The organism is Kosakonia sp. LAM2021 (assembly GCF_016620385.1).
In the GTDB taxonomy this organism is placed as follows: domain Bacteria; phylum Pseudomonadota; class Gammaproteobacteria; order Enterobacterales; family Enterobacteriaceae; genus Kosakonia; species Kosakonia sacchari.
Genome location: NZ_JAENHT010000001.1, coordinates 274,721 through 300,187 on the forward strand (window position 1 = coordinate 274,721; position 25,467 = coordinate 300,187).

Consider the following 25,467-nt stretch of genomic DNA (forward strand, 5'->3'; position numbering starts at 1 on the left):
ATGAAAAAAACGGCAATCGCCCTGTTTGCCCTGCTGGTGAGCGCAACTGCCATGGCGGCGACGCCCTGGCAAAAACTGACTCATCCCGTTGCTGGTAGCCCACAATCTATCGGCGCGTTTTCCAATGGATGCATCGTTGGCGCGCATGAGCTGCCGCTGCAATCGGATCACTACCAGGTGATGCGCACCGATCAACGGCGCTATTTCGGCCATCCGGATCTGGTGCTGTTCATTCAGCGCTTCAGCACGCAGGTGTACAACCTCGGGCTGGGTACGGTGCTGGTAGGCGATATGGGGATGCCAGCCGGTGGGCGTTTTAACGGCGGTCACGCCAGCCACCAGTCGGGGCTGGATGTCGATATCTTCCTGCAGCTTCCCAAAGCACGCTGGAGCGCGGCGCAATTGCTGAAACCACAGGCGCTGGATCTGGTTTCCCGCGATGGCAAACAGGTGGTGCCCGCGCTGTGGAAGCCGGAAATCAGCAGCATGATCAAGCTGGCGGCGGAAGATAACGAGGTAACGCGCATTTTCGTTAACCCGGCAATCAAGCAGCAGCTTTGTCTTGATGCAGGAAGCGATCGTGACTGGCTGCGCAAAGTGCGCCCGTGGTTCCAGCATCGCGCGCATATGCATGTGCGCCTGCGCTGCCCGGCGGACAGCCTGGAGTGCCAGGATCAACCGCTACCGCCGCCAGGCGATGGTTGCGGCGCAGAATTGCAAAGCTGGTTTGAACCGGCGAAGCCGGGTAGTTCAACGCCTGAGAAAAAGACGCCGCCGCCGTTGCCGCCGTCCTGCCAGGCTTTACTGGATGAACACGCACTCTGATGGAACTCTTTCACCAACTGTTTATGGTGTCACCGCTGCTGCTGGTGACGCTTTTTTTTGTCGCGCTACTGGCCGGGTTTATTGACGCGCTGGCGGGCGGGGGTGGGCTGCTAACCGTTCCGGCATTAATGGCGGCAGGTATGTCACCGGCGCAGGCGCTGGCGACCAACAAATTGCAGGCCTGCGGCGGTTCGCTTTCGTCATCGCTCTATTTTATTCGCCGCAAAGTGGTAAACCTCACCGATCAGAAGCTCAATATTCTGATGACTTTTATCGGTTCCACCACCGGCGCGCTACTGGTGCAGCATGTGCAATCCGATGTGCTGCGCCAGATCCTGCCGATTTTGATTATCTGTATTGGCCTCTATTTCCTGCTGATGCCAGGACTGGGCGAAGAAGATCGTCAGCGCCGTTTGTACGGCCTGCCTTTTGCGTTGGTCTCCGGCGGTTGTGTCGGTTTCTATGACGGTTTCTTTGGTCCAGGCGCAGGCTCGTTTTACGCGCTGGCGTTTGTCACGCTTGCGGGTTTCAATCTGGCAAAATCGACCGCTCATGCCAAAGTGCTGAATGCCACCTCCAACGTCGGCGGGCTGCTGCTATTTATTATTGGTGGCAAAGTGGTGTGGGGCACCGGCTTTGTTATGCTGGCCGGGCAATTTCTCGGCGCGCGCATGGGCTCGCGTCTGGTGCTCAGCAAAGGGCAAAAGCTCATTCGTCCGATGATTGTGATTGTCTCGGCGGTGATGAGCGCAAAACTTCTCTATGACAGTCACGGGCAGGAGATCCTCCAGTATCTGGGGGTGAATGTATGACGCATCACTATCAACAACTCATTGATATTTTCGACGGCTGTTTTGCCGACGATTTTAATACCCGTCTGATTAAAGGCGACGACGAACCGATCTATCTTCCTGCTGATGCGGATGCACCTTATAACCGCATTGTTTTTGCCCACGGCTTTTATGCCAGCGCGTTACATGAAATTTCGCACTGGTGCATCGCGGGAGCCGAGCGGCGCAAGCTGGTTGATTTTGGTTACTGGTACTGCCCGGACGGACGTGATGCGGCGACGCAGGGGAAATTCGAAGATGTTGAAGTCAAACCGCAGGCGTTTGACTGGTTGTTCTGCGTGGCGGCGGGTTTCCCGTTTAACGTCAGTTGCGACAATCTGGAAGGCGATTTCGAACCCGATCGCATCGTCTTCCAGCGCCGTGTGCATGCACAGGTGATGGCGTATCTGGAGCAGGGCATTCCTGAACGTCCGGCGCGTTTTATTAAAGCACTACAGGATTATTACCAGACGCCGCCCTTAGCGGCAGCACAGTTTCCGTGGCCGGAAGACCTGTAAGGCCATTTTTTAAATGAGGAAGAGAGATGATCGCGGAGTTTGAATCACGCATTCTGGCGTTAATAGATAACATGGTGGACCACGCCAGTGATGATGAGCTGTTCGCGGGCGGTTATCTGCGCGGCCACCTGACGCTGGCGGTGGCGGAGCTGGAGAGCGGCGATGACCATGCGCCGGAAACCCTGTACGGAAAAGTGACCACCAGTGTGCAAACCGCTATTCAGGCGGGGGAATTATCGCCGCGCGACCAGGCGCTGGTGCTCAGCATGTGGGAAAATCTGTATCAGCAGGCGAAAGCGCACTAAGCCATCCTTTCCCTCTCCGCTCAGGAGAGGGAAAACATCCACTTCATTTCACCGCTTTACCTTTCAATAACTTTCTGACCCATAAACGATTCGGATTCATTGCCGCCAGCGTTTCACCGTCCAGCGGGATCGGTTCATTGCTCATTTGCGATGCCAGGATTTCTGCCGCCAGCGGCGCGCTGCAAAGGCCTCGTGAACCCAGTGCTCCCAGCATAAACAGTCCGTCATAGACGGGCGCGCTGACGGCTGTTTCGCCGTGCTCTGAGAGCGTGGCATAGGCGTTAAGTGTTGCGTCGTAATCCGCGACGTTGCCGACCATTGGCAGGTGATCGCGCGTGGCGCAGCGCACGCCGTTGCGCGCATCGCCCGCGCTGACATCCACCGTTTTGGCCCATGATGCCTGCGGGAAGCAGTCGAGCAGCCGCTGGCGGTTCTGCTGCTGATCGGCTTCGCTGTAGGCAGTTTCCTGCTGCCCACGATGATAACTTGCGCCAATACAGTGCTGCTGATTGTGTGGGTTTTGCGGCGTCAGATAGCCGTCATAACACAACACCTGACGCAACGGGCTGAGCTGAGATGTGGTGGGAATATGGCTGACCTGGCCTGCCACCGGATACACCGGCAGTTTTTCCGTTTGCGCAAAGTGGTGAATGCGGTGCCCGTTCGCCAGCACCACGGCGGCATGCTGGCGTAACTCGCCGCCTTTGATATGCAACTGCCAGTGATTATCGTCAGTCGTTAATTGCTCGACATCATAACCATAGTGCACCTGTAAGCCCTGTTCACAAGCCAGCGCGATGGCGGCCGCCGTGAGCTGCGCCGGGCAAAGCCAGCCGCCAGCCGGGTAAGTGATGCCACCGCAGCCCGTTTCCACGCCGCAGAGCGCATCGGCCTCATTTGCGTCAATACGCCTGGCGAGCTCCGGGGGCAGATCCAGCGCCAGCATCTGTTCGATTTTGTGATGGCTTTTTTCATCCCAGCCAAGTTGTGTTACGCCGCACCATTGATGGTCGAATTCAACGGCAAGCGCGTCGTACACGCGGCGGGCAAAGGTAAAAGCCGCCGGGAAGAAACGCGCCAGCGCCGGATCGTGGGCGCTGAGCAAAGGGTAGAGTGCGCCCTGGCGGTTGCCGGATGCGCCTTCGGCAGGGGCGTCATCGGCGCAATACAGCGTGACCTGCCAGCCGCGACGCAGCAACGCCAGCGACAACAGGGCGCTGGCTACACCGCCGCCAATCAACGCCACTTCGCGCTTCTCTGTGCCGCTGCGGGCAAACCACGGCGCACGGACCGCAGGCGCTCGCGGGTTTTCCATCACCCCGGTGAGCATTTCGCGTTTGCGGCCAAAACCTTTGCTTTTGTGCATGGTAAAACCCGCTTCTTGCAAACCGCGCCGGACGAAACCCGCCGAGGTAAAGGTCGCCAGCGTACCGCCCGGTCTTGCAAGGCGCGCCATCGCCTGAAACAGATTTGCTGTCCACATGTCCGGGTTTTTTGCCGGTGCAAACCCATCAAGGAACCAGGCGTCCACGCTCTGGTTGAGCGAATCATCCAGCGTATCGGTCAGGTCGTTGATATCACCGAACCATAAATCGAGCGTCACACGACCGCCATCCAGCAACAGGCGGTGGCAACCGGCAAAAGGCAGCGGCCACTGTGCTTGCAGCTGTTCTGCCCAGTTCGCCAGTTCCGGCCAGTGGGCATGCGCTTTGCGCAGATCGTCGCGGGTGAGCGGAAATTTTTCAAAACTGATGAAATGTAATCTTTCCAGGGTAGCGTCGGGGCTAACTGCGCGAAAGGCCGTAAACGCCTGCCAGAGAGTAAGGAAGTTCAGACCGGTGCCGAAACCGCTCTCAGCCACCACAAACAGCGGGCGCGGGTGGTCAGGAAAACGGTGTTCAAGACGGTTGCCGCCGAGAAAAACATAACGTGTCTCTTCCAGCCCGTTATCATTAGAGAAGTAGACGTCGTCAAAATCTCGGGAAACAGGTGTACCCTCAGCGTTGAATTCCAGGTTGGCGGATTGTATAGCGGTTTGTTTCACGTAAGTTACTCGTCCATCAAGCAGTGTCACGATCTTAACGAGGGACAAAGAAAGGCGCAAATTTCCTCAGAAATTGTCTGATCGGACTTGTTCGGCGTACAAGTGTACGCTATCTTGCGACTCGAAACTTAATTAGTGCGACTTTAGGGGTATTGAATGAAACGTGCAGTGATTACTGGCCTGGGCATCGTTTCCAGCATTGGTAGCAACCAGCAGGAAGTCCTGGCATCCCTGCGTGAAGGACGCTCAGGGATCACATTCTCTCAGGAATTCAAAGATTCCGGCATGCGCAGCCACGTATGGGGTAACGTTAAACTGGACACCACTGGTTTGATTGACCGTAAAGTGGTTCGTTTCATGAACGATGCCTCTATCTATTCCTATCTCTCCATGCAGCAGGCGATTGAAGATGCTGGCCTGAAAGACGAGGTTTATCAGAACAACCCGCGCGTGGGCCTGATTGCAGGTTCTGGCGGTTCGTCTAAATCTCAGGTATTCGGCGCTGATGCAATGCGCAGCCCGCGTGGTCTGAAAGCGGTTGGCCCGTATGTGGTCACCAAAGCGATGGCGTCTGCGGTTTCCGCGTGCCTCGCAACACCGTTTAAAATTCACGGCGTTAACTACTCTATCAGCTCCGCGTGTGCGACTTCCGCGCACTGTATCGGTAACGCGGTAGAACAGATCCAACTGGGCAAACAGGACATCGTTTTTGCCGGCGGCGGCGAAGAGCTGTGCTGGGAAATGGCTTGCGAGTTCGACGCGATGGGCGCGCTCTCGACCAAATACAACGAAACGCCGGAAAAAGCGTCCCGTACTTACGATAAAAACCGCGACGGTTTCGTTATCGCAGGCGGCGGCGGTATGGTGGTGGTTGAAGAGCTGGAGCACGCGCTGGCGCGCGGCGCGCACATTTATGCGGAAATCGTTGGCTACGGCGCGACCTCCGATGGTGCAGACATGGTAGCGCCGTCAGGCGAAGGCGCAGTGCGTTGCATGAAGATGGCGATGCACGGCGTTGATACCCCGATCGACTATCTGAACTCCCACGGGACTTCCACGCCGGTTGGCGACGTGAAAGAACTGGGCGCTATCCGCGAAGTGTTCGGCAACAACAGCCCGGCGATTTCCGCGACCAAAGCGATGACTGGTCACTCTCTGGGGGCTGCTGGCGTTCAGGAAGCGATCTACTCCCTGCTGATGCTGGAGCACGGCTTTATCGCCCCGAGCATTAACGTGGAAGAGTTGGATGAGCAGGCTGAAGGCCTGAACATCGTCACTAAACCGATGGATGCCACGCTGACTACCGTGATGTCTAACAGCTTCGGTTTTGGCGGCACGAACGCCACTCTGGTAATGCGCAAACTGAAATAAGTTTGTCTTACCGCGAGAAGGGGAGCCTGAGGCTCCCTTTTTAATTGCCCGCTTTAAACCCTCTTCTGCGAATGCAGCAGCATTTTTGGGCTCTGCCTTGATTGCCGTTGAATTGTCATCTTACCGAACTGACCGAGGCTTTTTAGAAAGGGTTTAGTACGCACCCTGGCGGCGAAAATAATTCCGCTTTTATTCAGGGGATTTTTACGCGTTGACAACCCGCTACGTTGACAGGCAAACTCCACCCGCAACATTATCCCTGCGATAATGCGTAAGCGTTTAACGTTAACCAACGCGCCTTAATCCTGAAACTCAGGTAGAGGGGGCGTGGTACTTCCAAATCCCGCCTTACTCTGCGTTATGGAGTAATGCATGTCTGCAGAATCACAATCTGTTCGTTCTTCTTCAGCGAATGTTTCGCTGTTTCGCATCGCTTTCGCGGTGTTTCTCACCTATATGACCGTTGGGCTGCCGCTACCGGTGATCCCGCTGTTTGTTCACCACGAGCTTGGCTACGGCAACACGATGGTCGGTATCGCGGTCGGAATTCAGTTTCTTGCTACTGTCTTAACGCGCGGCTACGCCGGGCGGCTGGCGGATCAGTTCGGTGCTAAACGCTCGGCATTGCAGGGGATGTTTGCCTGCGCACTGGCAGGTGTGGCGTGGCTGCTGGCGGCGTTACTACCGGTTGAACCGCTGGCGAAATTCGCGTTGCTGGTAGTGGGGCGTTTAATTCTCGGTTTTGGCGAAAGCCAGTTACTGACCGGAACGCTGACCTGGGGCATGGGGCTGGTTGGCCCGACGCGTTCCGGCAAAGTGATGTCGTGGAACGGGATGGCGATTTATGGCGCGCTGGCGGCCGGTGCGCCGCTGGGGTTATGGATCCACAGCCAGTTTGGTTTTGCTGCGCTTGCCGCGACCACTATCGCGTTACCGTTTGTTGCCTGGGCGTTTAACGGCAGCGTGCGCAAAGTACCGGCACATGCGGGTGAGCGCCCGTCGCTGTGGAGCGTGGTTGGGCTTATCTGGCAGCCGGGTCTGGGGCTGGCGCTACAGGGCGTCGGCTTTGCGGTTATCGGTACCTTTGTTTCGCTCTATTTCGCCAGCAACGGCTGGGCAATGGCAGGCTTTACCCTGACCGCCTTTGGTGGGGCGTTTGTGCTGATGCGTATTCTGTTTGGCTGGATGCCGGATCGTTTTGGCGGCGTGCGCGTAGCGATAGCCTCGCTGATGGTTGAAACCGTGGGTTTGTTGCTGTTGTGGCAGGCGCACGACGCGTGGGCGGCGCTGCTTGGCGCGGCGCTAACCGGCAGTGGTTGTTCGCTGATCTTCCCGGCGCTCGGTGTGGAAGTGGTAAAACGCGTGCCGCCGCAGGTGCGCGGTACGGCGCTTGGCGGTTATGCCGCGTTTCAGGACATCTCGTATGCCGTTACCGGCCCGCTGACCGGCCTGCTGGCAACCTCGCTCGGCTATTCGGCGGTGTTCCTCGCCGGGGCCATATCGGCGGTGACCGGCATTATCGTGACATTAATCGCTTTCCGCTCACGTAAATAGCGCCGAAAACCGCAGCAATAAAACTCTTTGCAACCGGTTTCACAAAACAAGCCCGCAATGATGTCATGTCATCGCGGGCTTGTTTATCCTTGGTTCACCATTGAGCGAAAGGAGAGAGATATGCCTGGGTTTAAAGCGGATTTTTTATGGGGTGGCGCTGTTGCCGCGCATCAGCTGGAAGGCGGCTGGCAGGAAGGCGGTAAAGGCGTGAGTGTTGCCGATGTAATGACCGCAGGCGCGCACGGCGTACCGCGTGAAATTACCGACGGCGTGCTGCCCGGTAAAAATTATCCCAACCATGATGCCATCGATTTTTACCATCGCTACAAAGACGACATTAAGCTGTTTGCCGAGCTGGGTTTTAAATGTTTTCGCACCTCTATTGCCTGGACGCGGATTTTCCCGAAAGGCGACGAGCTGGAGCCAAACGAAGCCGGGCTGCAATTCTATGACGATCTGTTTGACGAATGCCTGAAGTACAACATCGAGCCGGTGATTACCCTTTCCCATTTCGAAATGCCTTATCACCTCGTCACCGAATATGGCGGCTGGCGCAACCGTAAACTCATCGACTTCTTTGTCCGCTTCGCCAATGCCGTTTTCACCCGCTACCGCAGTAAGGTGAAATACTGGATGACGTTTAACGAAATCAATAATCAGGCCAACTACCACGAAGATTTCGCGCCGTTTACCAACTCCGGCGTGAAGTACCAACCCGGTGAAGATCGCGAAGTGATTATGTATCAGGCGGCGCATTACGAGCTGGTGGCGAGTGCGCTGGCGGTAGAAGCCGGACATAAAATCAACCCGGATTTTAAAATTGGCTGCATGATCGCCATGTGCCCGATCTATCCGTTAACCTGCGCGCCGGACGACATGATGATGTCGGTGGTGGCAATGCATCGCCGCTACTGGTTTACCGATGTGCATGTGCGTGGTTATTACCCGCAGCATCTGCTCAACTACTTCGCACGCCGTGGTTTCAAACTCGACATTACCGATGAAGATTTGCAGATCCTCACGCGTGGCTGCGTCGACTATATCGGCTTCAGTTACTACATGTCTTTCGTGACCAAAGCGAAAGAAGATAACCCGCAACTGGATTACGACGAAACCAAGAGTCTGGTGCCGAACCCGTATGTCAAAGCGTCAGACTGGGGCTGGCAAATCGATCCGGTTGGTCTGCGTTACTCCCTGAACTACTTCTACGACATGTACCAGTTGCCGCTGTTTGTGGTGGAAAACGGCTTTGGCGCGATTGATAAGCCCGAAAGTGACGGCGTGGTCAATGACCAGTACCGCATTGACTATATGCGTAACCACATCAGCGAAATGAAAAAAGCGGTAGTGGAAGATGGCGTTGATTTAATGGGCTATACGCCGTGGGGTTGTATCGATCTGGTTTCGGCGGGCACTGGCGAAATGAAAAAACGTTACGGCTTAATCTACGTCGATAAAGACAATGATGGCAACGGCACGCTGGCGCGCAGCCGCAAGAAATCGTTCTGGTGGTATCAGGACGTGATCAAACATAACGGTGATAATCTGTAAAAGCGAATCCCCTCCAGCGGAGGGGATTTTTTAACTGAGTAGCCAGAAAAGAAACGCCACAATCAGCAGGGCGATAAAGAAGAAACCCGGACGGGTAGAAATCGCTTTTACCGTCTCCACAATCGGTGCCACGAACGGGCTGTAAATCGGTTGAATATCGCGCACCTCAATCATCCCCGACGCCCGCTCGGTGCGGCGCAAGAACACATGATTAAGAATATCTTGTACCTGCGCGGTGGTTAACACCGTCTGCGGCGTCGCTTGCCATGTCTGCTGCGCGTATTCGGTGATGCTGCGCATCTCGTTGTTATCCAGCGGTTGCTTTAGCACCGTCTGGATAATATGCAGCGTCGGCGCGGGATGCGTACTCAACGTCTGACGCGCCTGTAGCCAGGTCATCAGCGGCGTAAAGTGTTTTGCCGGGATCAGTTCGCCGCTTTTCACGCCGGACAGCTCCAGCATCGATTGCCAGATAAGTTTGCCCGATTCGCCGGTGGCCGCCGTCAGTTTGATAACCGCCTGGTTGAGCGAGTTATGCTCCGCAGGCAACAATGGGCGCTCGGTGGAAGGGCGCTGTTGCGGTTGCGGAATGGTGATCTGGTTGTTTTGCAGCATCGTCAGCACCGTTTTCAACTGCTGCGGTGTCAGCTGGCTTAGCGCCGTCTGCCCGAACTGCTGGCGAATAAAATCACTCACCGCCTGGCGATTATTCCCCTGGCTTAACAGCTCCGTCAGCTGTGACACCATCTGGCGAGTTGTATGGTTCTGCGTTGCCGTCTCTACGCGCTGGTTGAGGTTCTGTTCCGCCGCCGGAAAATGGCGGGAAAGCAGCGGCGTGTCGTTCTTCAGCCCTAAATCATGCTTAACGCCCGCCCAGACTTCCGCGCTCTGCTGTTGGGTCAGCGCAATCAGGCGAATAACCAGACGCTCAAGCACGGTGCGCTGCATCGTGGATAACGGTTGTTCGCCGATATTATTGGCGGCTGGAGCTGGCTCTTGCCCGGGAGGGCGCGCGGGGGCACCCTGAATGGGTTGAATCATGGTTTCCTCTTACTCTCGCGTGGCGGTGGCGGCATTGCGGGTATGCCCGGCCGCGAGATTATGGCACACTTGCGCGCTCAACTCCCGTTCTCAAACAGGTACTGAAGCGTGAAAATCCTTGTTGATGAAAATATGCCTTACGCCCGCGATCTTTTTAGTCGCCTTGGTGAGGTAAAAGCGGTTCCCGGTCGTCCGATTCCCGTAGCGGAACTGGCCGATGCGGACGCCTTAATGGTGCGCTCTGTCACGAAGGTGAATGGCGGTTTATTACAGGGCACGGGGATCAAATTTGTCGGCACGGCGACGGCAGGCACCGACCATGTTGATGAGGCGTTTTTGCAGCAGGCGGGCATTGCTTTTTCCGCCGCACCAGGTTGCAACGCGATTGCGGTCGTCGAATATGTTTTCTCCTCGCTGCTGATGCTGGCGGAGCGCGACGGCTTTGCGTTGCAGGATCGCACCGTTGGTATCGTGGGTGTCGGTAATGTGGGTGGTCGCTTACAGGCGCGGCTGGAAGCGTTTGGTGTTCGTACATTGCTATGCGACCCGCCGCGCGCCGATCGTGGCGACGACGGGGATTTCCGCAGCCTGGATGAACTGGTGCGCGAAGCCGATGTGCTGACATTCCATACGCCGCTGTTTAAAGACGGGCCGTATAAAACGCTGCATCTGGCGGATGATGCGCTGCTTTCGCGCCTGAAGCCTGGCACTATTCTGATAAACGCCTGCCGCGGGCCGGTAGTGGATAACGCCGCGCTGCTGCAACGTTTGCAAGCCGGGCAGGCGCTGAGCGTGGTGCTGGACGTGTGGGAGCCGGAGCCGGATCTGAATGTCGACTTGCTTAACCTTGTCGATATCGGGACGGCGCATATCGCCGGTTACACCCTTGAAGGCAAAGCGCGCGGCACTACGCAGGTGTTTGAAGCCTTTAGCGATTTTCTCGGCAAGCGCCAGCAAGTGGCGCTCGACACGCTGCTGCCCGCACCAGAGTTTGGCCGTATTACGCTGCATGGCCCGCTTGATCAGTCAACGCTAAAAAGGCTGGTGCATTTGGTGTATGATGTGCGCCGCGACGATGCGCTGCTGCGAAAAGTAGCGGGCACGCCGGGTGAGTTTGATAAGCTGCGCAAAAATTACCTTGAGCGCCGTGAATGGTCATCGCTGTATGTGCAGTGCGATGACGCCAGCGCCGCCGCGCTGCTGCAAAAGCTTGGCTTCAACGCCACGCATAACCCGGCACGTTAATGTCATCTTAATGCTCCCTGCCGAATATGACGGCGGGGACGCTTTTTTCCTGGAGTAAATCACCATGTCTGAAGGCTGGAATATTGCCGTTCTTGGCGCTACGGGTGCTGTCGGAGAAGCCTTGCTCGAAACGTTAGCGGAGCGCCAGTTCCCGGTTGGCGAAGTGTATGCGCTGGCCAGAAGCGAAAGCGCGGGTGAAAACCTGCGTTTTGCCGGTAAAACCGTGCGTGTGGAAGATGCCGCCGGGTTTGACTGGACGCAGGCGCAACTGGCCTTTTTCGTCGCGGGAGCGCAGGCTTCGGCGACCTATATTGAAGAGGCGACCAACGCGGGTTGTCTGGTGATCGACACCAGCGGTCTGTTTGCCCTGGAGCCGGATGTGCCGCTGGTGATGCCGGATGTTAACCCGTTCGTACTGGCGGATTACCGTAATCGCAACATTATTGCCGTGCCGGATAGCCTCACCAGCCAGTTGCTGGCGGCGCTAAAACCGCTGATTGATGAAGGTGGTTTATCACGCGTGAGCGTAACGTGCTTGCTGTCTGTTTCCCGCAACGGCAAGCAGGCGGTGGACGCGCTGGCCGGACAGAGTGCCAAGCTGTTGAACGGTATCCCGATTGATGAAGACGACTATTTTGGCCGCCAGTTGGCGTTCAACATGCTGCCGTTGCTGTCGGACAGCGAAGGTAGCGTGCGTGAAGAGCGGGTTCTCGTCGATCAGATGCGCAAAATTTTGCAGGACGAAGGGTTGATGATCTCGGCGAATTGCGTACAGTCGCCGGTATTTTACGGTCACGCGCAGATGGTGAGCTTTGAAGCGATTCGTCCATTGGCGGCGGAAGAGGCACGTGACGCGTTCAGCCGCTTTGAAGATATCGCGCTCTCTGAAGCGGGGGAGTTCCCGACCCAGGTTGGCGATGCCTCCGGCCAGGCGCACCTTTCCGTAGGTTGTGTGCGTAACGATTACGGTATGCCGGAGCAGGTGCAGTTCTGGTCAGTTGCCGATAACGTACGTTTTGGCGGTGCGCTGATGGCGGTGAAAGTCGCTGAAAAATTGGTTCAGGAGTATCTGTACTGATGCAGGACGAGCTGAAAGCGCCGGTCTACAAAATTGCGCTTGGCATTGAGTATGACGGCAGCAAGTATTACGGCTGGCAACGTCAGCAGGAAGTACGCAGCGTGCAGGAGAAGCTGGAGAAAGCGCTCTCGCAGGTGGCCAACGAGCCCATTAACGTGTTCTGCGCCGGGCGTACCGACGCAGGCGTACACGCGACCGGGCAGGTGGTGCATTTTGAAACTACGGCGCAGCGCAAAGACGCGGCCTGGACGCTGGGTGTAAATGCGAATTTGCCTGGTGACATCGCGGTACGTTGGGTCAAAGATGTCCCGGATGATTTTCATGCGCGTTTTAGCGCCACGGCTCGCCGTTACCGCTACGTCATCTACAATCATCGTTTGCGCCCGGCGGTGCTCGGTCACGGTGTGACGCACTATCATCAGCCGCTGGACGCGGAGCGCATGCACCGTGCGGCGCAGTGCCTGCTTGGTGAAAACGACTTTACCTCGTTTCGTGCGGTGCAGTGCCAGTCACGCACGCCGTGGCGCAACCTGATGCATATCAACGTCAGCCGCTACGGTGCTTATATTGTTGTTGATATCAAAGCCAATGCCTTTGTACATCATATGGTCAGGAATATTGTCGGTAGCCTGATGGAAGTAGGCGCCCACAACCAGCCGGAGAGCTGGATAGCAGAGCTGCTGGCGGTAAAGGACAGAACGCTGGCGGCAGCAACGGCGAAAGCGGAAGGGCTTTATCTGGTGTCGGTGGATTATCCCGCGCGCTTTGAGCTTCCCGCTGCGCCAATGGGCCCGCTGTTCCTGGCGGACTAGTCGCAATTTAAAAAGGCATAACCAGACATGGACTTAATACACTTCCTTATTGATTTCATCCTGCATATTGATGTGCACCTGGCGGAGCTGGTAGCGCAATACGGCGTCTGGGTTTACGCCATTCTGTTCCTGATCCTGTTTTGTGAAACCGGCCTGGTGGTGACACCGTTTTTGCCAGGTGATTCGCTACTGTTTGTCGCTGGTGCGCTGGCCTCGCTTGGCACCAACGATCTGAATGTCCATATGATGGTGGTGCTGATGTTGGTCGCCGCGATTGCGGGCGATGCGGTTAACTACACCATTGGACGTTTATTCGGTGAGCGTCTATTCAGCAATCCGCATTCAAAGATCTTCCGTCGCAGCTATCTCGATAAAACGCATCAGTTTTATGAGAAGCACGGGGGCAAAACGATTATCCTGGCGCGTTTTGTACCGATCGTGCGTACTTTTGCGCCTTTTGTCGCTGGCATGGGGCATATGTCCTATCGCCACTTCGCGCTGTTCAACGTGGCTGGCGCGCTGCTGTGGGTGTTACTGTTCACCTACGCAGGCTATTTCTTTGGCACTATCCCGGCTATCCAGGAGAATCTTAAGCTGCTGATTGTGGGAATTATCGTGGTGTCTATACTTCCCGGAGTGTTTGAAGTTATTCGTCATCGTCGCGCCGCGTCGCGACAGGCAAAATAAGAAGTCAGTGGCGGTTCGACCACTTTTTTATCCCAAGTTGCGAACCGTTATGTTTTAATGTGCACCATTTATGGGCTACCAGGTTCATGTATAAAGGTTATCAATGAGCTGGATTGAAAGAATTAAGAGCAACATTACCCCCACCCGTAAGGCGAGCATTCCTGAAGGCGTGTGGACAAAATGCGACAGCTGCGGCCAGGTGCTGTATCGCGCCGAGCTGGAGCGTAACCTTGAGGTCTGCCCGAAATGTGACCACCACATGCGGATGTCAGCGCGTAATCGCCTGCATAGCCTGCTGGATGAAGGTTCACTGGTAGAACTGGGTAGCGAACTTGAGCCGAAAGATGTACTGAAGTTCCGCGACTCCAAAAAATACAAAGACCGTCTGGCGACAGCGCAGAAGGAAACCGGCGAGAAAGACGCGCTGGTGGTGATGAAAGGCACGCTGCACGGCATGCCGGTTGTGGCCGCGGCGTTTGAGTTCGCCTTTATGGGCGGATCCATGGGCTCGGTTGTCGGCGCGCGTTTTGTGCGTGCGGTCGAGCAGGCGCTGGAAGACAACTGCCCGCTTATCTGCTTCTCCGCTTCCGGCGGCGCGCGTATGCAGGAAGCGCTGATGTCGCTGATGCAGATGGCGAAAACCTCTGCCGCGCTGGCGAAAATGCAGGAGCGCGGTCTGCCGTATATCTCCGTGCTGACCGACCCGACCATGGGCGGCGTCTCCGCAAGCTTCGCGATGCTGGGCGATCTGAACATCGCTGAACCGAAGGCATTGATTGGTTTTGCCGGTCCGCGCGTTATCGAGCAGACCGTGCGTGAAAAACTGCCACCGGGCTTCCAGCGCAGCGAGTTCCTGATTGAAAAAGGCGCAATCGATATGATTATCCGCCGTCCGGAACTGCGCCTTAAACTGGCGCGTATCCTGGCGAAGCTGATGAATCTGCCGTCGCCGGAACCGGAAGATACGCTGACGGGCACGGTGATGCCGTCACCAACCGATCAGGAAGGCGAAGCCTGATAATACCGAAGGGCAGAGCCAACAGGCTCTGCCCTTTTGCTTTTCAAACCGTACATTATTAACGGGCATCATGGACACAAAACGCATTCCGCAAGCCACGTCGCCCCTGGCCGCGTGGCTTTCTTATCTGGAAAACCTGCACAGTAAAACCATCGATTTGGGCCTTGAACGCGTAAGCCAGGTGGCGGCGCGTCTTGATGTGCTCCGTCCCGCGCCGTTTGTCTTTACCGTTGCCGGAACCAATGGCAAAGGCACGACCTGCCGCACCCTGGAATCTGTCCTGCTGGCTGCGGGTTATCGCGTCGGCGTTTACAGTTCACCGCATCTGGTGCGTTACACCGAGCGCGTGCGCGTGCAGGGTGATGAGCTGGCCGAGAGCGCACATACCCACTCGTTTGCCGAAATTGAAGCGGTGCGCGGCGATATTTCGCTGAGTTATTTTGAATACGGCACCCTGTCGGCGCTGTGGCTGTTTAAACAGGCGCAGCTCGATGTGGTGATTCTGGAAGTCGGCCTTGGTGGGCGCCTGGACGCGACCAATCTGGTCGATGCCGATGTCGCCGTTGTCACCAGCATTGCGCTTGATCATACCGACTGGCTGGGGCCGGATCGTGAAAGCATTGGCCGCGAAAAAGCGGGGATCTTCCGCGCCGGGAAACCGGCGGTGGTGGGCGAACCGGACATGCCGCACACCATTGACGCGGTGGCGCAGGAAAAAGGTGCTAAATTGCTGCGTCGCGGCGTGGACTGGCAGTATGAGGTGGGCGCTGATAGCTGGCGTTTTCACGATGCGCAGGGTGAGCTGAACGGATTGCCGTTACCGCAGGTGCCGCAGCCAAACGCTGCCACCGCGCTGGCCGCGCTGCGCGCCAGCAAGCTGGCGGTGAACGAGCAGGCTATCCGCGACGGCATCGCCGGGGCGATTTTACCCGGACGCTTCCAGATTGTGAGCGAATCGCCGCGTCTTATTCTCGATGTCGCGCATAATCCTCACGCGGCAGGCTATCTTGCCGGACGTCTTTCCGCGCAACCGAAAACCGGGCGTGTGCTGGCGGTGATCGGCATGCTGCATGATAAAGACATCGCCGGAACGCTTGCCTGTCTGGAGCCTGTGGTCGATAGCTGGTATTGTGCCCCTCTGGAAGGGCCGCGCGGTGCGACAGCGGAACAACTGCTGGAGCATCTGCGAACCGGTCGTGCATGGCCGGATGTCGCGCAGGCCTGGCAGGCGGCAATGGCGGACGCTAACGCCTGCGATACCGTGCTGGTGTGTGGCTCGTTCCACACGGTGGCGCATGTCATGGAAGCGATGGAAAAAGCGGGGAGAACCGGTGGCAAGTAAGTTTCAGAACCGTTTGATGGGTACCATTGTGCTGGTCGCGCTCGGGGTGATTATTCTCCCCGGGCTGCTCGACGGGCAGAAAAAGCATTACCAGGATGAATTCGCGGCAATTCCGCTGGTGCCGAAACCCGGCGATCGCGATGAGCCGGATATGATGCCTGCGGCAACGCAAGCGTTACCGGCGCAGCCGCCGGAAGGGGCTGCGGAGGAGGTGCGTGCCGGAAACGCGGCTGCGCCATCGCTGGATTCGTCGCGCCTGGCGGCAAACGACAGCCCGGACCCGGAAGTGACCAGCACGCCAGTAGAACAGCCCAAGCCAAAACCGGTCGAGAAGCCGCAGCCAAAACCGCAACCGCAGCAGCAGGCACAACCGCCAGCCGCGCGTGAGCAGCAGACGGCGGCCAGCGACGCGCCGGCGAAAGCGCAGGAAGATAAATCCGCGCCGACCGGTAAAGCGTATGTGGTGCAACTGGGCGCGCTGAAAAACGCCGATAAAGTGAATGAAGTGGTGGGCAAATTGCGTGGCGCGGGGTATCGCGTTTACACGTCGCCGACGACGCCGGTTCAGGGTAAAATCACCCGCATTCTGGTGGGACCGGATGCATCACGGGACAAGCTAAAAGATTCGCTCGGCGAGCTTAAACAGATCTCGGGTTTAAGCGGTGTCGTCATGAACTATAGCGCGAATTAATGGCTGAAACGTGCCTCACTTTTTGAGGTAAGTGGGCGAGGGAAGCCAATAATTACCACGCCCGAAGAGGCCAAAGTTCCGATGGCGTTGAATATTTTTTCAGCGCCATTTTTATTTCCGCGCGGGAAGGAAATCCCTACGCAAACGTTTTCTTTTTCTGTTAGAATGCGCCCCGAACTGGACGACAGGGCGTAAAATCGTGGGACACATATGGTCTGGATTGATTACGCCATCATTGCGGTGATTGGTTTTTCTTGTCTGGTAAGCCTGATCCGCGGCTTTGTTCGTGAAGCGTTATCGCTGGTGACATGGGGCTGTGCTTTCTTTGTCGCCAGTCATTACTACACTTACCTGTCTGTCTGGTTCACGGGCTTTGAAGACGAACTGGTGCGCAATGGCATCGCCATCGCGGTCCTGTTTATCGCGACGCTGATTGTTGGCGCTATCGTTAATTATGTGATCGGTGCGCTGGTGGAGAAAACCGGCCTGTCGGGTACTGACAGGGTGTTGGGGATCTGTTTTGGCGCGCTACGCGGCGTGCTGATCGTCGCCGCCATTCTGTTCTTTCTGGATACCTTTACAGGCCTGTCGAAGAGCGAAGACTGGCAGAAGTCGCAGCTTATCCCGCAATTCAGCTTCATCATCAGATGGTTCTTTGACTATCTGCAAAGCTCGTCGAGTTTCTTGCCCAGGGTATAAACCCTGAGATGTGGCTTAGAGTTTGGTGTATTAGGCTATTTTACTCGCCATTTTGAACCTGGGCAGTGCTCACAATCCTCGCGTACTATATGTACGCTCCGGTTGTTGCGCGCTGTCCGTGTTCAAACTGTCTTCGACAATTACGCCTACTAAACCAAACTCTTAACGAGGAAAAGACGTATGTGCGGTATTGTCGGTATCGCCGGTTTTATGCCGGTAAACCAGTCGATTTATGACGCGTTGACGGTGCTTCAGCACCGTGGGCAGGATGCTGCGGGCATCATCACGATTGATGCCAATAACTGTTTCCGTCTGCGTAAAGCGAACGGCATGGTGAGTGATGTATTTGAAGCCCGCCATATGCAGCGTATGCAGGGCAATATGGGTATTGGTCACGTACGTTATCCCACTGCGGGCAGCTCCAGCGCTTCAGAGGCGCAGCCTTTTTACGTTAACTCCCCGTACGGCATTACGCTTGCGCACAACGGCAATCTGACCAACGCGCACGAGCTGCGTAAAAAGCTGTTCGAAGAGAAGCGTCGCCACATTAACACCACCTCTGATTCTGAAATCCTGCTCAATATCTTTGCCAGCGAGCTGGATAACTTCCGCCACTATCCGCTGGAAGCAGACAACATTTTTGCCGCAATTGCCGCCACCAACCGCCAGATCCGCGGCGCGTACGCGTGTGTGGCAATGATCATCGGCCACGGCATGGTTGCGTTCCGCGACCCGAATGGCATCCGTCCGCTGGTGCTGGGCAAACGCGAGATCGGCGATGGCCGTACCGAGTATATGGTCGCTTCTGAAAGCGTAGCGCTGGATACGCTGGGCTTCGAATTCCTGCGTGATATCGCGCCGGGCGAAGCGGTATATATCACTGAAAAAGGCCAGTTGTTCAGCCGCCAGTGCGCGGACAACCCGGTCAGCAACCCGTGCCTGTTCGAATACGTTTACTTTGCACGCCCGGACTCCTTCATCGACAAAATTTCCGTCTACAGCGCGCGTGTCAATATGGGCACCAAGCTTGGCGAAAAGATTGCCCGCGAGTGGGAAGATCTGGATATCGACGTGGTGATTCCGATCCCGGAAACCTCCTGCGATATCGCACTGGAAATCGCCCGTATTCTCGGCAAACCGTACCGTCAGGGTTTTGTGAAAAACCGCTATGTTGGCCGCACCTTCATCATGCCGGGTCAACAGTTGCGACGTAAATCTGTGCGCCGCAAACTGAACGCCAACCGCGCTGAGTTCCGCGATAAAAACGTGCTGCTGGTAGATGATTCCATCGTGCGTGGCACCACTTCTGAGCAGATTATCGAGATGGCACGTGAAGCGGGCGCGAAGAAGGTTTATCTCGCTTCTGCCGCCCCGGAAATTCGTTTCCCGAACGTCTACGGTATCGATATGCCAACGGCAAATGAGCTGATTGCGCACGGTCGTGAAGTGGACGAAATCCGCCAGATAATTGGTGCAGACGGGCTGATTTTCCAGGATCTTAACGATTTGATTGATGCGGTGCGTGCCGAAAACCCGGATATTCAGCAGTTCGAATGCTCGGTATTTAACGGTGTTTACGTCACCAAAGATGTCGATCAGCAGTACCTCGATTATCTCGACTCCCTGCGTAATGATGATGCCAAAGCAGTGCAGCTTCAGAACGAAGTGGAAAGTTTAGAGATGCATAACGAAGGTTGATCCTCCTGCGCCCCTCGCTCTGAGGGGCGCAATCTGTTGCAACGCCCTCTATAATCAGGCAAAGTTCGTGCGTGTAAAAAGGGGCAACAATCATGAAACGACTCATTGTGGGGATCTCTGGCGCCAGCGGTGCTATCTACGGCGTGCGCCTGCTGCAGGTGCTGCGTGACGTGGCAGAAGTGGAAACCCATCTGGTTATGAGTCAGGCCGCCCGCCAGACCCTCTCTCTGGAAACCGACTACTCGCTGCGCGATGTGCAGTCGCTGGCTAACGTGGTGCATGACGCGCGCGATATCGCTGCCAGTATCTCTTCCGGTTCGTTTAAAACCGCAGGCATGGTGATTTTGCCATGCTCGATTAAAACCCTTTCCGGCATCGTGCACAGTTATACCGACAGCCTGCTGACGCGTGCGGCGGACGTGGTGCTCAAAGAGCGCAGACCCCTGGTGCTGTGCGTGCGTGAAACGCCGTTGCATCTTGGGCACCTGCGTTTGATGACGCAAGCCGCGGAACTGGGCGCGGTAATTATGCCGCCGGTTCCGGCGTTTTATCATCGCCCGCAAAGTTTGCAGGAGGTGGTTGATCAGACGGTTAACCGCGTGCTGGATCAGTTCGATATTGAATTACCGCACGACCTTTTTACCCGCTGGCAAGGGAGCGATGTCGCAAAATAGTGCGTCGCTTACCGGCATGCGCTTTTTTGGGGCAATTCTGCAAGCGCGATCATAACCTCAACATTTAATCCTCTTTTCGCTGTGTTAGCACTGCGGTTCGTTCAGCAGAGCTGCTATCTTTCATCATTAAGTAAGTTTGCAACGTTTTATTAACATATTTAGCGCGGTGTTTTTTAACGCCCGGGAAAGTGGCATAAGACGTGCAAGGTAACTGTCAGCAACACACAACACAACGTAATACAAAATAAAAACAGAACACTTGAGGGTAATGTATGAAGAAGACGGTTCTCGCTCTGTCTTTACTGCTGGGTCTGTCGGCGACGGCCAGCGTTTATGCAGCGCTTCCCCAGACGGTACGCATCGGAACTGATGCGACCTACGCACCGTTCTCATCGAAAGATGCAAAAGGGAACTTCGTGGGTTTTGATATCGATCTTGGCAATGAAATGTGCAAACGCATTCATGTGAAATGCACCTGGGTGGGCAGCGATTTCGACGCGCTGATCCCGTCGCTGAAAGCGAAGAAAATCGATGCCATCATCTCTTCTCTGTCGATTACCGAAAAACGTCAGCAGGAGATCGCCTTCTCTGACAAGCTCTACGCCGCAGATTCCCGCCTGATCGCCGCTAAAGGCTCGCCGATTCAACCGACGCTGGAGTCGCTGAAAGGCAAGCATGTTGGTGTGCTGCAAGGCTCAACGCAGGAAGGTTACGCCAATGACAACTGGCGCAGCAAAGGCATCGATGTGGTGGCTTATCAGAACCAGGATCTGATCTATTCTGACCTCGCTGCAGGTCGTCTGGACGCTGCGTTCCAGGATGAAGTTGCCGCCAGCGAAGGCTTCCTGAAACAGCCTGCCGGGAAAGATTTTGCGTTTGCTGGCCCGTCAGTTAAAGACAAAAAATACTTCGGTGACGGTACCGGTATCGGCTTGCGTAAAGATGATACCGAGTTGAAAGCCGCCTTCGACAAAGCCTTTGCCGAACTGCGCAAAGACGGCACCTACGACAAACTCGCCAGGAAATACTTCGACTTTAACGTCTACGGCGATTAAGACTGGCCGACCCGCTATGCCGGGTCAAAAGGGAAAACTGTGCCATGCCGGAAAATCGGCATGGTGCAGAGATACGGTGAATGCTCCAGAACAGTGCATTGAATGCTTCGTGATGGTGCATGAGTGCATAGTTAAGCATTCAGAATGCAAATAAAAGCCATTGGACAGCCATAATTTTTTGCCTTAACGGGGCATAAAGTGGCACGATAGCGGCACCGTATTGTGATGAGAATTCCCTTAGGGAAGACAGTCTGTTGAGGATAATGATGAAAAAACTGGTGTTATCTCTTTCTCTGGTGCTCGCTTTCTCCAGCGTTTCCAACGTGTTCGCCGCTATTCCGCAAAAATTACGTATCGGTACCGATCCTACCTATGCGCCTTTCGAATCGAAGAATGCGCAGGGGGAATTAGTGGGTTTTGATATCGATCTGGCAAAAGAGCTGTGTAAACGCATTAATACGCAATGTGTGTTTATCGAAAACCCACTCGACGCGCTGATCCCGTCTCTGAAAGCGAAAAAAATCGATGCCATTATGTCGTCTCTCTCCATTACGGAAAAACGTCAGCAGGAAATTGATTTTACCGACAAGCTCTACGCGGCAGATTCCCGCCTGGTGGTAGCGAAAGATTCTGATGTTCAGCCTGAGCTGGACAAACTGAAAGGCAAACGCATTGGCGTACTGCAAGGCACCACGCAGGAAACCTACGGCAACGTACATTGGGCACCGAAAGGGGTGGAAATAGTCTCCTATCAGGGGCAGGACAATATTTACTCCGACCTGACCGCAGGCCGTATCGACGCCGCGTTTCAGGATGAAGTGGCCGCCAGCGAAGGTTTCCTGAAAACTCCGCAGGGCAAAGCCTATAAATTTGGTGGTCCTTCCATTAAAGACGAAAAACTGTTCGGCGTCGGTACCGGTATGGGCGTGCGTAAAGGCGACACTGAACTGCGCGACGCGCTGAATAAAGCCTTTGCAGAGATGCGCGCTGACGGGACTTACGAAAAGCTGGCGAAGAAATACTTTGATTTTGATGTTTACGGTGGTTAATACCACGCGTGATTAACGTGCGGCCCCTCCCGTTACGGGAGGGGAAGAGACACGGCAACACCACACACGACAGGACTGGCTGCATGCTGTACGGGTTTTCTCAAGTCATTTTACAAGGCGCGCTGGTCACGCTGGAGCTGGCACTCAGCTCCGTGGTGCTGGCGGTGCTGATTGGCCTGGCGGGCGCGGGCGCGAAGCTCTCGAAAAACCGGCTTCTCGCGCTGATCTTTGAAGGCTATACCACGCTTATCCGCGGCGTGCCGGATCTGGTGCTGATGCTGCTTATTTTTTATGGCCTGCAAATTGCGCTCAACGGCATTACTGATGCGCTGGGCATGGAACAGCTTGATATTGATCCGATGGTGGCGGGTATCATCACGCTCGGCTTTATCTACGGTGCCTATTTCACCGAGACCTTCCGCGGTGCTTATATGGCGGTGCCGAAGGGACACATTGAAGCCGCAACCGCCTTCGGTTTTACCGGTCGCCAGACTTTTCGCCGCATTCTGTTCCCGGCGATGATGCGTTACGCGCTGCCGGGCATTGGCAATAACTGGCAGGTGATCCTCAAAGCCACCGCGCTGGTCTCGCTGCTGGGGCTGGAAGATGTGGTCAAAGCTACTCAGCTTGCCGGGAAAAGCACCTGGGAGCCTTTCTATTTCGCGATCGTCTGCGGCATTATTTATCTCATTTTTACAACGGCTTCCAATGGCGTACTGCTTCTGCTCGAACGTCGCTACTCGGTGGGTGTGAAGAGGGCTGACCTGTGATCGAGATTATTCAGGAGTACTGGAAATCCCTGCTGTGGAGCGATGGCTATCGCCTGACCGGTGTGGCGATCACGCTGTGGTTGCTGATCTCTTCGGTGGTGATGGGCGGCGTGATGGCGGTGTTTCTGGCTATCGGGCGCGTTTCCAGCAATAAATTTATCCGCTTCCCGATTTGGTTATTCACCTACGTGTTTCGCGGCACGCCGCTTTATGTGCAACTGCTGGTGTTCTACTCCGGCATGTACACGCTGGAAGTGGTGAAAGGTACCGAGCTGCTGAACGCTTTTTTCCGCAGTGGCCTTAACTGTACGGTGCTGGCGCTCACGCTCAACACCTGCGCCTATACAACCGAGATTTTCGCTGGGGCGATCCGCTCTGTGCCGCACGGTGAAATTGAAGCGGCGCGCGCCTATGGTTTCTCCTCGTTCAAAATGTATCGCAGCATTATTCTGCCCTCGGCGTTGCGCATTGCGCTGCCAGCGTACAGCAACGAGGTGATTTTGATGCTGCATTCCACGGCGTTGGCGTTTACCGCCACGGTGCCGGATCTGTTGAAAATTGCTCGCGATATTAACTCTGCGACCTACCAGCCGTTTACCGCGTTTGGTCTTGCCGCAGTGCTGTATCTGATTATCTCTTATGTGCTGATTAGCCTCTTTCGCAAAGCGGAAAAGCGCTGGCTTCAGCATATGAAACCTTCTTCGACGCACTGAGAACACGATGTCTGAGAATAAATTAAACGTTATCGATCTACACAAGCGCTACGGCGAGCATGAAGTGCTGAAAGGGGTGTCGTTGCAGGCGAACGCAGGTGATGTGATTAGCATCATCGGCTCTTCCGGCTCCGGTAAGAGTACGTTTTTGCGCTGCATTAACTTTCTCGAAAAACCGAGCGAAGGCTCGATTGTGGTTAACGGGCAAAATATCAACCTGGTGCGCGACAAAGACGGCCAGTTAAAAGTAGCTGATAAAAACCAACTGCGTCTGCTGCGTACCCGCCTGACGATGGTGTTCCAGCACTTCAATTTGTGGAGCCATATGACGGTATTAGAAAACGTCATGGAAGCGCCCATTCAGGTGCTTGGCCTGAGCAAGCAGGAAGCCCGCGAGCGTGCGGTGAAATACCTGGCGAAGGTCGGCATCGATGCAATGCAGCAGCAGAAATACCCGGTGCATTTATCCGGAGGTCAGCAGCAGCGCGTCTCCATTGCCCGTGCGCTGGCGATGGAGCCGGAAGTGTTGCTGTTTGATGAGCCCACATCGGCGCTGGATCCGGAGCTGGTGGGTGAAGTTCTGCGCATCATGCAACAGCTGGCGGAAGAGGGGAAAACAATGGTGGTGGTGACCCATGAAATGGGGTTTGCCCGCCATGTTTCTACCCACGTTATCTTCCTGCATCAGGGCAAAATTGAAGAGGAAGGCACCCCGGATGAATTATTCGGCAATCCGAAAAGCCCGCGTTTGCAGCAGTTCCTCAAAGGTTCACTGAAATAAAGCACCTTAACGGGAAGGTGGCGAGACAGGCCACCATCCCTGCGGGATGCCGTTCGCTGAGATAAAACGATAGTGGGTAAACACGGCGCCTCTGGCGCTGACCCGTTTTTCCAGCTGTACTTTCTGTGCGCCGGGCACAACGATGGCATCGCGCGTGCACAGCTCAATCGGACGCTGAAGCCACGAATCATAGAAACGTAACCCGGCTTCGCAGTGCTTACTCTTGCTGATCGGCGGGCCAGGATGACCAATCGAGAAAGCCACTTCGCTGTGTACCATCTCGTTTGCGCTATAGCGCACCCAGGCTTCCGGCACATTCCATAATGTCATCCCTGTGAACAAAAAGAGGCCCAAAAACGTCAGCAACCGGGTTTTGTTGCGGGTAACTTTTTTCCTGCTGCACCATGTCGCTAATAACGCCACCAGCACGGCAATCGCCAGCATCACCAGCGTGTCTGGCGCGCCCGCCTGGAGGTAGACTTTATGGCTGAGCCTGCTGGCAAACAGTATCCAGATAATCCATATCGTGAACAGCACCAGATAAAGCCAAAACCGCGTTTTGCCGGATTTCATCCCTTCGGTATCCCTCTCTTTAAACGTGGCTGTCAGCTCAGCGCGTAAGCCTTATTTTTCCCGCCGGTAAACCCAGTCGTCATAATATTCGCCATGGAGCAGATAAACTTTTTCCAGCACCTGTACGCGGGTAAAGCCGCTCTTTTCCAGCACCCGCACGGAACCTTGATTGTCCGCCAGCACCCACGCATTCAGCGCATTCACGTTGCTCTGTGAAAAAACGTAATCACAGAGCGCTTGCAGCGCTTCGGAGGCGATGCCTCGCCCCTGCGCTGCTGGCGCAACCGAATAGCCGACATCGGCTTCATGCGGATTATGCTGGCTGATTCGTAGGCCAATATCGCCAACCGCGTTGTGCTGGTCACGAATGATAAAGGCGTTGCTGTCCCGCAGGCGATCGTCAAACAGGGTTCGGATTTGCGCCTCTGAGGCGATTTCGGTCATATAGCGCATCACGCTGTTATTTGAACGCAGATGCAGAAAAAAAGGCCAGTCGGATTCCTGAAATGAAGAGAGCGTAAAGCGGGGCGTGTGCAATGTCAT

At 55.5% G+C, this 25,467-nt stretch carries 26 protein-coding genes; 22 read left to right on the top strand and 4 right to left on the bottom strand.

Features of this window, described 5'->3' with window-relative positions:
* The 4 genes from mepA to JKP81_RS01310 are packed head-to-tail and all read left to right on the top strand — an operon-like array spanning position 1 to position 2,478.
* On the top strand, positions 1–825 hold the full coding sequence (mepA, locus tag JKP81_RS01295) for a penicillin-insensitive murein endopeptidase (protein ID WP_200550313.1): 825 nt from the start codon (positions 1–3) through the stop codon (positions 823–825).
* Positions 825–1,637 (top strand): sulfite exporter TauE/SafE family protein, encoded by an 813-nt coding sequence (locus JKP81_RS01300; RefSeq protein WP_200550314.1) that lies wholly within the window; start codon positions 825–827, stop codon positions 1,635–1,637. The genes mepA and JKP81_RS01300 overlap by 1 nt, the downstream gene beginning before the upstream one ends.
* Complete coding sequence (locus JKP81_RS01305; RefSeq protein WP_017458637.1) at positions 1,634–2,173, top strand: elongation factor P hydroxylase; 540 nt, start codon at positions 1,634–1,636, stop codon at positions 2,171–2,173. The genes JKP81_RS01300 and JKP81_RS01305 overlap by 4 nt, the downstream gene beginning before the upstream one ends.
* Before the next feature lie 26 nt (positions 2,174–2,199).
* Positions 2,200–2,478, top strand: a complete 279-nt coding sequence (locus tag JKP81_RS01310; RefSeq protein ID WP_200550315.1) for a YfcL family protein — start codon at positions 2,200–2,202, stop codon at positions 2,476–2,478.
* A 43-nt stretch (positions 2,479–2,521) separates the two neighbouring features.
* On the opposite strand, the gene mnmC is transcribed toward JKP81_RS01310, so the two are convergent.
* Positions 2,522–4,522: a bifunctional tRNA (5-methylaminomethyl-2-thiouridine)(34)-methyltransferase MnmD/FAD-dependent 5-carboxymethylaminomethyl-2-thiouridine(34) oxidoreductase MnmC gene (gene mnmC, locus JKP81_RS01315; RefSeq protein ID WP_200550316.1), complete on the bottom strand. Its 2,001-nt coding sequence runs from the start codon at positions 4,520–4,522 to the stop codon at positions 2,522–2,524.
* 156 nt (positions 4,523–4,678) lie between these two features.
* Here mnmC and fabB point away from each other — a divergent pair, with 156 nt between their 5' ends.
* The 3 genes from fabB (at position 4,679) to JKP81_RS01330 (ending at position 8,998) form a co-directional block, all read left to right on the top strand.
* Positions 4,679–5,893, top strand: coding sequence for a beta-ketoacyl-ACP synthase I (gene fabB, locus JKP81_RS01320; protein ID WP_200550317.1), 1,215 nt, complete (start codon positions 4,679–4,681; stop codon positions 5,891–5,893).
* Positions 5,894–6,265: 372 nt separating this feature from the next.
* The gene (locus tag JKP81_RS01325) at positions 6,266–7,447 is read left to right on the top strand and encodes an MFS transporter (RefSeq protein ID WP_200550318.1); all 1,182 of its coding nucleotides are present in this window, start codon (positions 6,266–6,268) and stop codon (positions 7,445–7,447) included.
* A gap of 120 nt (positions 7,448–7,567) precedes the next feature.
* Positions 7,568–8,998 carry a 6-phospho-beta-glucosidase gene (locus JKP81_RS01330; protein WP_200550319.1) on the top strand — a complete coding sequence of 477 codons (1,431 nt, stop codon included), beginning with the start codon at positions 7,568–7,570 and terminating at the stop codon, positions 8,996–8,998.
* 30 nt (positions 8,999–9,028) lie between these two features.
* Here JKP81_RS01330 and flk read toward each other — a convergent pair whose 3' ends face one another.
* The gene (gene flk / locus JKP81_RS01335) at positions 9,029–10,036 is read right to left on the bottom strand and encodes a flagella biosynthesis regulator Flk (RefSeq protein ID WP_200551047.1); all 1,008 of its coding nucleotides are present in this window, start codon (positions 10,034–10,036) and stop codon (positions 9,029–9,031) included.
* Between the two features lie 111 nt (positions 10,037–10,147).
* Here flk and pdxB point away from each other — a divergent pair, with 111 nt between their 5' ends.
* The 15 genes from pdxB (at position 10,148) to hisP (ending at position 24,351) form a co-directional block, all read left to right on the top strand.
* Complete coding sequence (gene pdxB / locus JKP81_RS01340) at positions 10,148–11,284, top strand: 4-phosphoerythronate dehydrogenase PdxB (protein ID WP_200550320.1); 1,137 nt, start codon at positions 10,148–10,150, stop codon at positions 11,282–11,284.
* A 64-nt stretch (positions 11,285–11,348) separates the two neighbouring features.
* A complete protein-coding gene (locus tag JKP81_RS01345) occupies positions 11,349–12,362 on the top strand; it encodes an aspartate-semialdehyde dehydrogenase (protein WP_200550321.1) in 1,014 nt (337 codons plus the stop codon).
* Positions 12,362–13,174 (top strand): tRNA pseudouridine(38-40) synthase TruA, encoded by an 813-nt coding sequence (truA, locus tag JKP81_RS01350; RefSeq protein ID WP_200550322.1) that lies wholly within the window; start codon positions 12,362–12,364, stop codon positions 13,172–13,174. The genes JKP81_RS01345 and truA overlap by 1 nt, the downstream gene beginning before the upstream one ends.
* Positions 13,175–13,201: 27 nt before the next feature.
* Positions 13,202–13,861 carry a DedA family protein gene (locus tag JKP81_RS01355; RefSeq protein WP_200550323.1) on the top strand — a complete coding sequence of 220 codons (660 nt, stop codon included), beginning with the start codon at positions 13,202–13,204 and terminating at the stop codon, positions 13,859–13,861.
* Positions 13,862–13,964: 103 nt separating this feature from the next.
* On the top strand, positions 13,965–14,879 hold the full coding sequence (gene accD, locus JKP81_RS01360) for an acetyl-CoA carboxylase, carboxyltransferase subunit beta (protein WP_020454558.1): 915 nt from the start codon (positions 13,965–13,967) through the stop codon (positions 14,877–14,879).
* A gap of 70 nt (positions 14,880–14,949) precedes the next feature.
* Positions 14,950–16,221: a bifunctional tetrahydrofolate synthase/dihydrofolate synthase gene (folC, locus tag JKP81_RS01365; RefSeq protein ID WP_200550324.1), complete on the top strand. Its 1,272-nt coding sequence runs from the start codon at positions 14,950–14,952 to the stop codon at positions 16,219–16,221.
* Entirely contained in the window at positions 16,211–16,912 is a 702-nt protein-coding gene (dedD, locus tag JKP81_RS01370) for a cell division protein DedD (protein WP_200550325.1), read from the top strand. The genes folC and dedD overlap by 11 nt, the downstream gene beginning before the upstream one ends.
* A 210-nt stretch (positions 16,913–17,122) precedes the next feature.
* Positions 17,123–17,611 (top strand): colicin V production protein, encoded by a 489-nt coding sequence (gene cvpA, locus JKP81_RS01375; protein WP_017458623.1) that lies wholly within the window; start codon positions 17,123–17,125, stop codon positions 17,609–17,611.
* A gap of 180 nt (positions 17,612–17,791) precedes the next feature.
* Positions 17,792–19,309 (top strand): amidophosphoribosyltransferase, encoded by a 1,518-nt coding sequence (gene purF / locus JKP81_RS01380; protein ID WP_017458622.1) that lies wholly within the window; start codon positions 17,792–17,794, stop codon positions 19,307–19,309.
* Between the two features lie 92 nt (positions 19,310–19,401).
* Positions 19,402–19,983: a UbiX family flavin prenyltransferase gene (locus tag JKP81_RS01385; protein WP_017458621.1), complete on the top strand. Its 582-nt coding sequence runs from the start codon at positions 19,402–19,404 to the stop codon at positions 19,981–19,983.
* Between the two features lie 272 nt (positions 19,984–20,255).
* A complete protein-coding gene (argT, locus tag JKP81_RS01390; RefSeq protein WP_200550326.1) occupies positions 20,256–21,038 on the top strand; it encodes a lysine/arginine/ornithine ABC transporter substrate-binding protein ArgT in 783 nt (260 codons plus the stop codon).
* 266 nt (positions 21,039–21,304) lie between these two features.
* Positions 21,305–22,087: a histidine ABC transporter substrate-binding protein HisJ gene (gene hisJ, locus JKP81_RS01395; RefSeq protein WP_017458619.1), complete on the top strand. Its 783-nt coding sequence runs from the start codon at positions 21,305–21,307 to the stop codon at positions 22,085–22,087.
* Between the two features lie 83 nt (positions 22,088–22,170).
* The gene (locus JKP81_RS01400; RefSeq protein ID WP_200550327.1) at positions 22,171–22,857 is read left to right on the top strand and encodes a histidine ABC transporter permease HisQ; all 687 of its coding nucleotides are present in this window, start codon (positions 22,171–22,173) and stop codon (positions 22,855–22,857) included.
* A complete protein-coding gene (locus JKP81_RS01405) occupies positions 22,854–23,570 on the top strand; it encodes an ABC transporter permease (RefSeq protein WP_017458617.1) in 717 nt (238 codons plus the stop codon). The genes JKP81_RS01400 and JKP81_RS01405 overlap by 4 nt, the downstream gene beginning before the upstream one ends.
* Before the next feature lie 7 nt (positions 23,571–23,577).
* Positions 23,578–24,351 (top strand): histidine ABC transporter ATP-binding protein HisP, encoded by a 774-nt coding sequence (hisP, locus tag JKP81_RS01410; RefSeq protein ID WP_200550328.1) that lies wholly within the window; start codon positions 23,578–23,580, stop codon positions 24,349–24,351.
* A 6-nt stretch (positions 24,352–24,357) separates the two neighbouring features.
* On the opposite strand, the gene JKP81_RS01415 is transcribed toward hisP, so the two are convergent.
* Together JKP81_RS01415 and JKP81_RS01420 are read right to left on the bottom strand one after the other, a co-directional pair.
* The gene (locus JKP81_RS01415) at positions 24,358–24,924 is read right to left on the bottom strand and encodes a hypothetical protein (RefSeq protein WP_200550329.1); all 567 of its coding nucleotides are present in this window, start codon (positions 24,922–24,924) and stop codon (positions 24,358–24,360) included.
* Positions 24,925–24,975: 51 nt separating this feature from the next.
* Complete coding sequence (locus JKP81_RS01420) at positions 24,976–25,467, bottom strand: GNAT family N-acetyltransferase (protein ID WP_200550330.1); 492 nt, start codon at positions 25,465–25,467, stop codon at positions 24,976–24,978.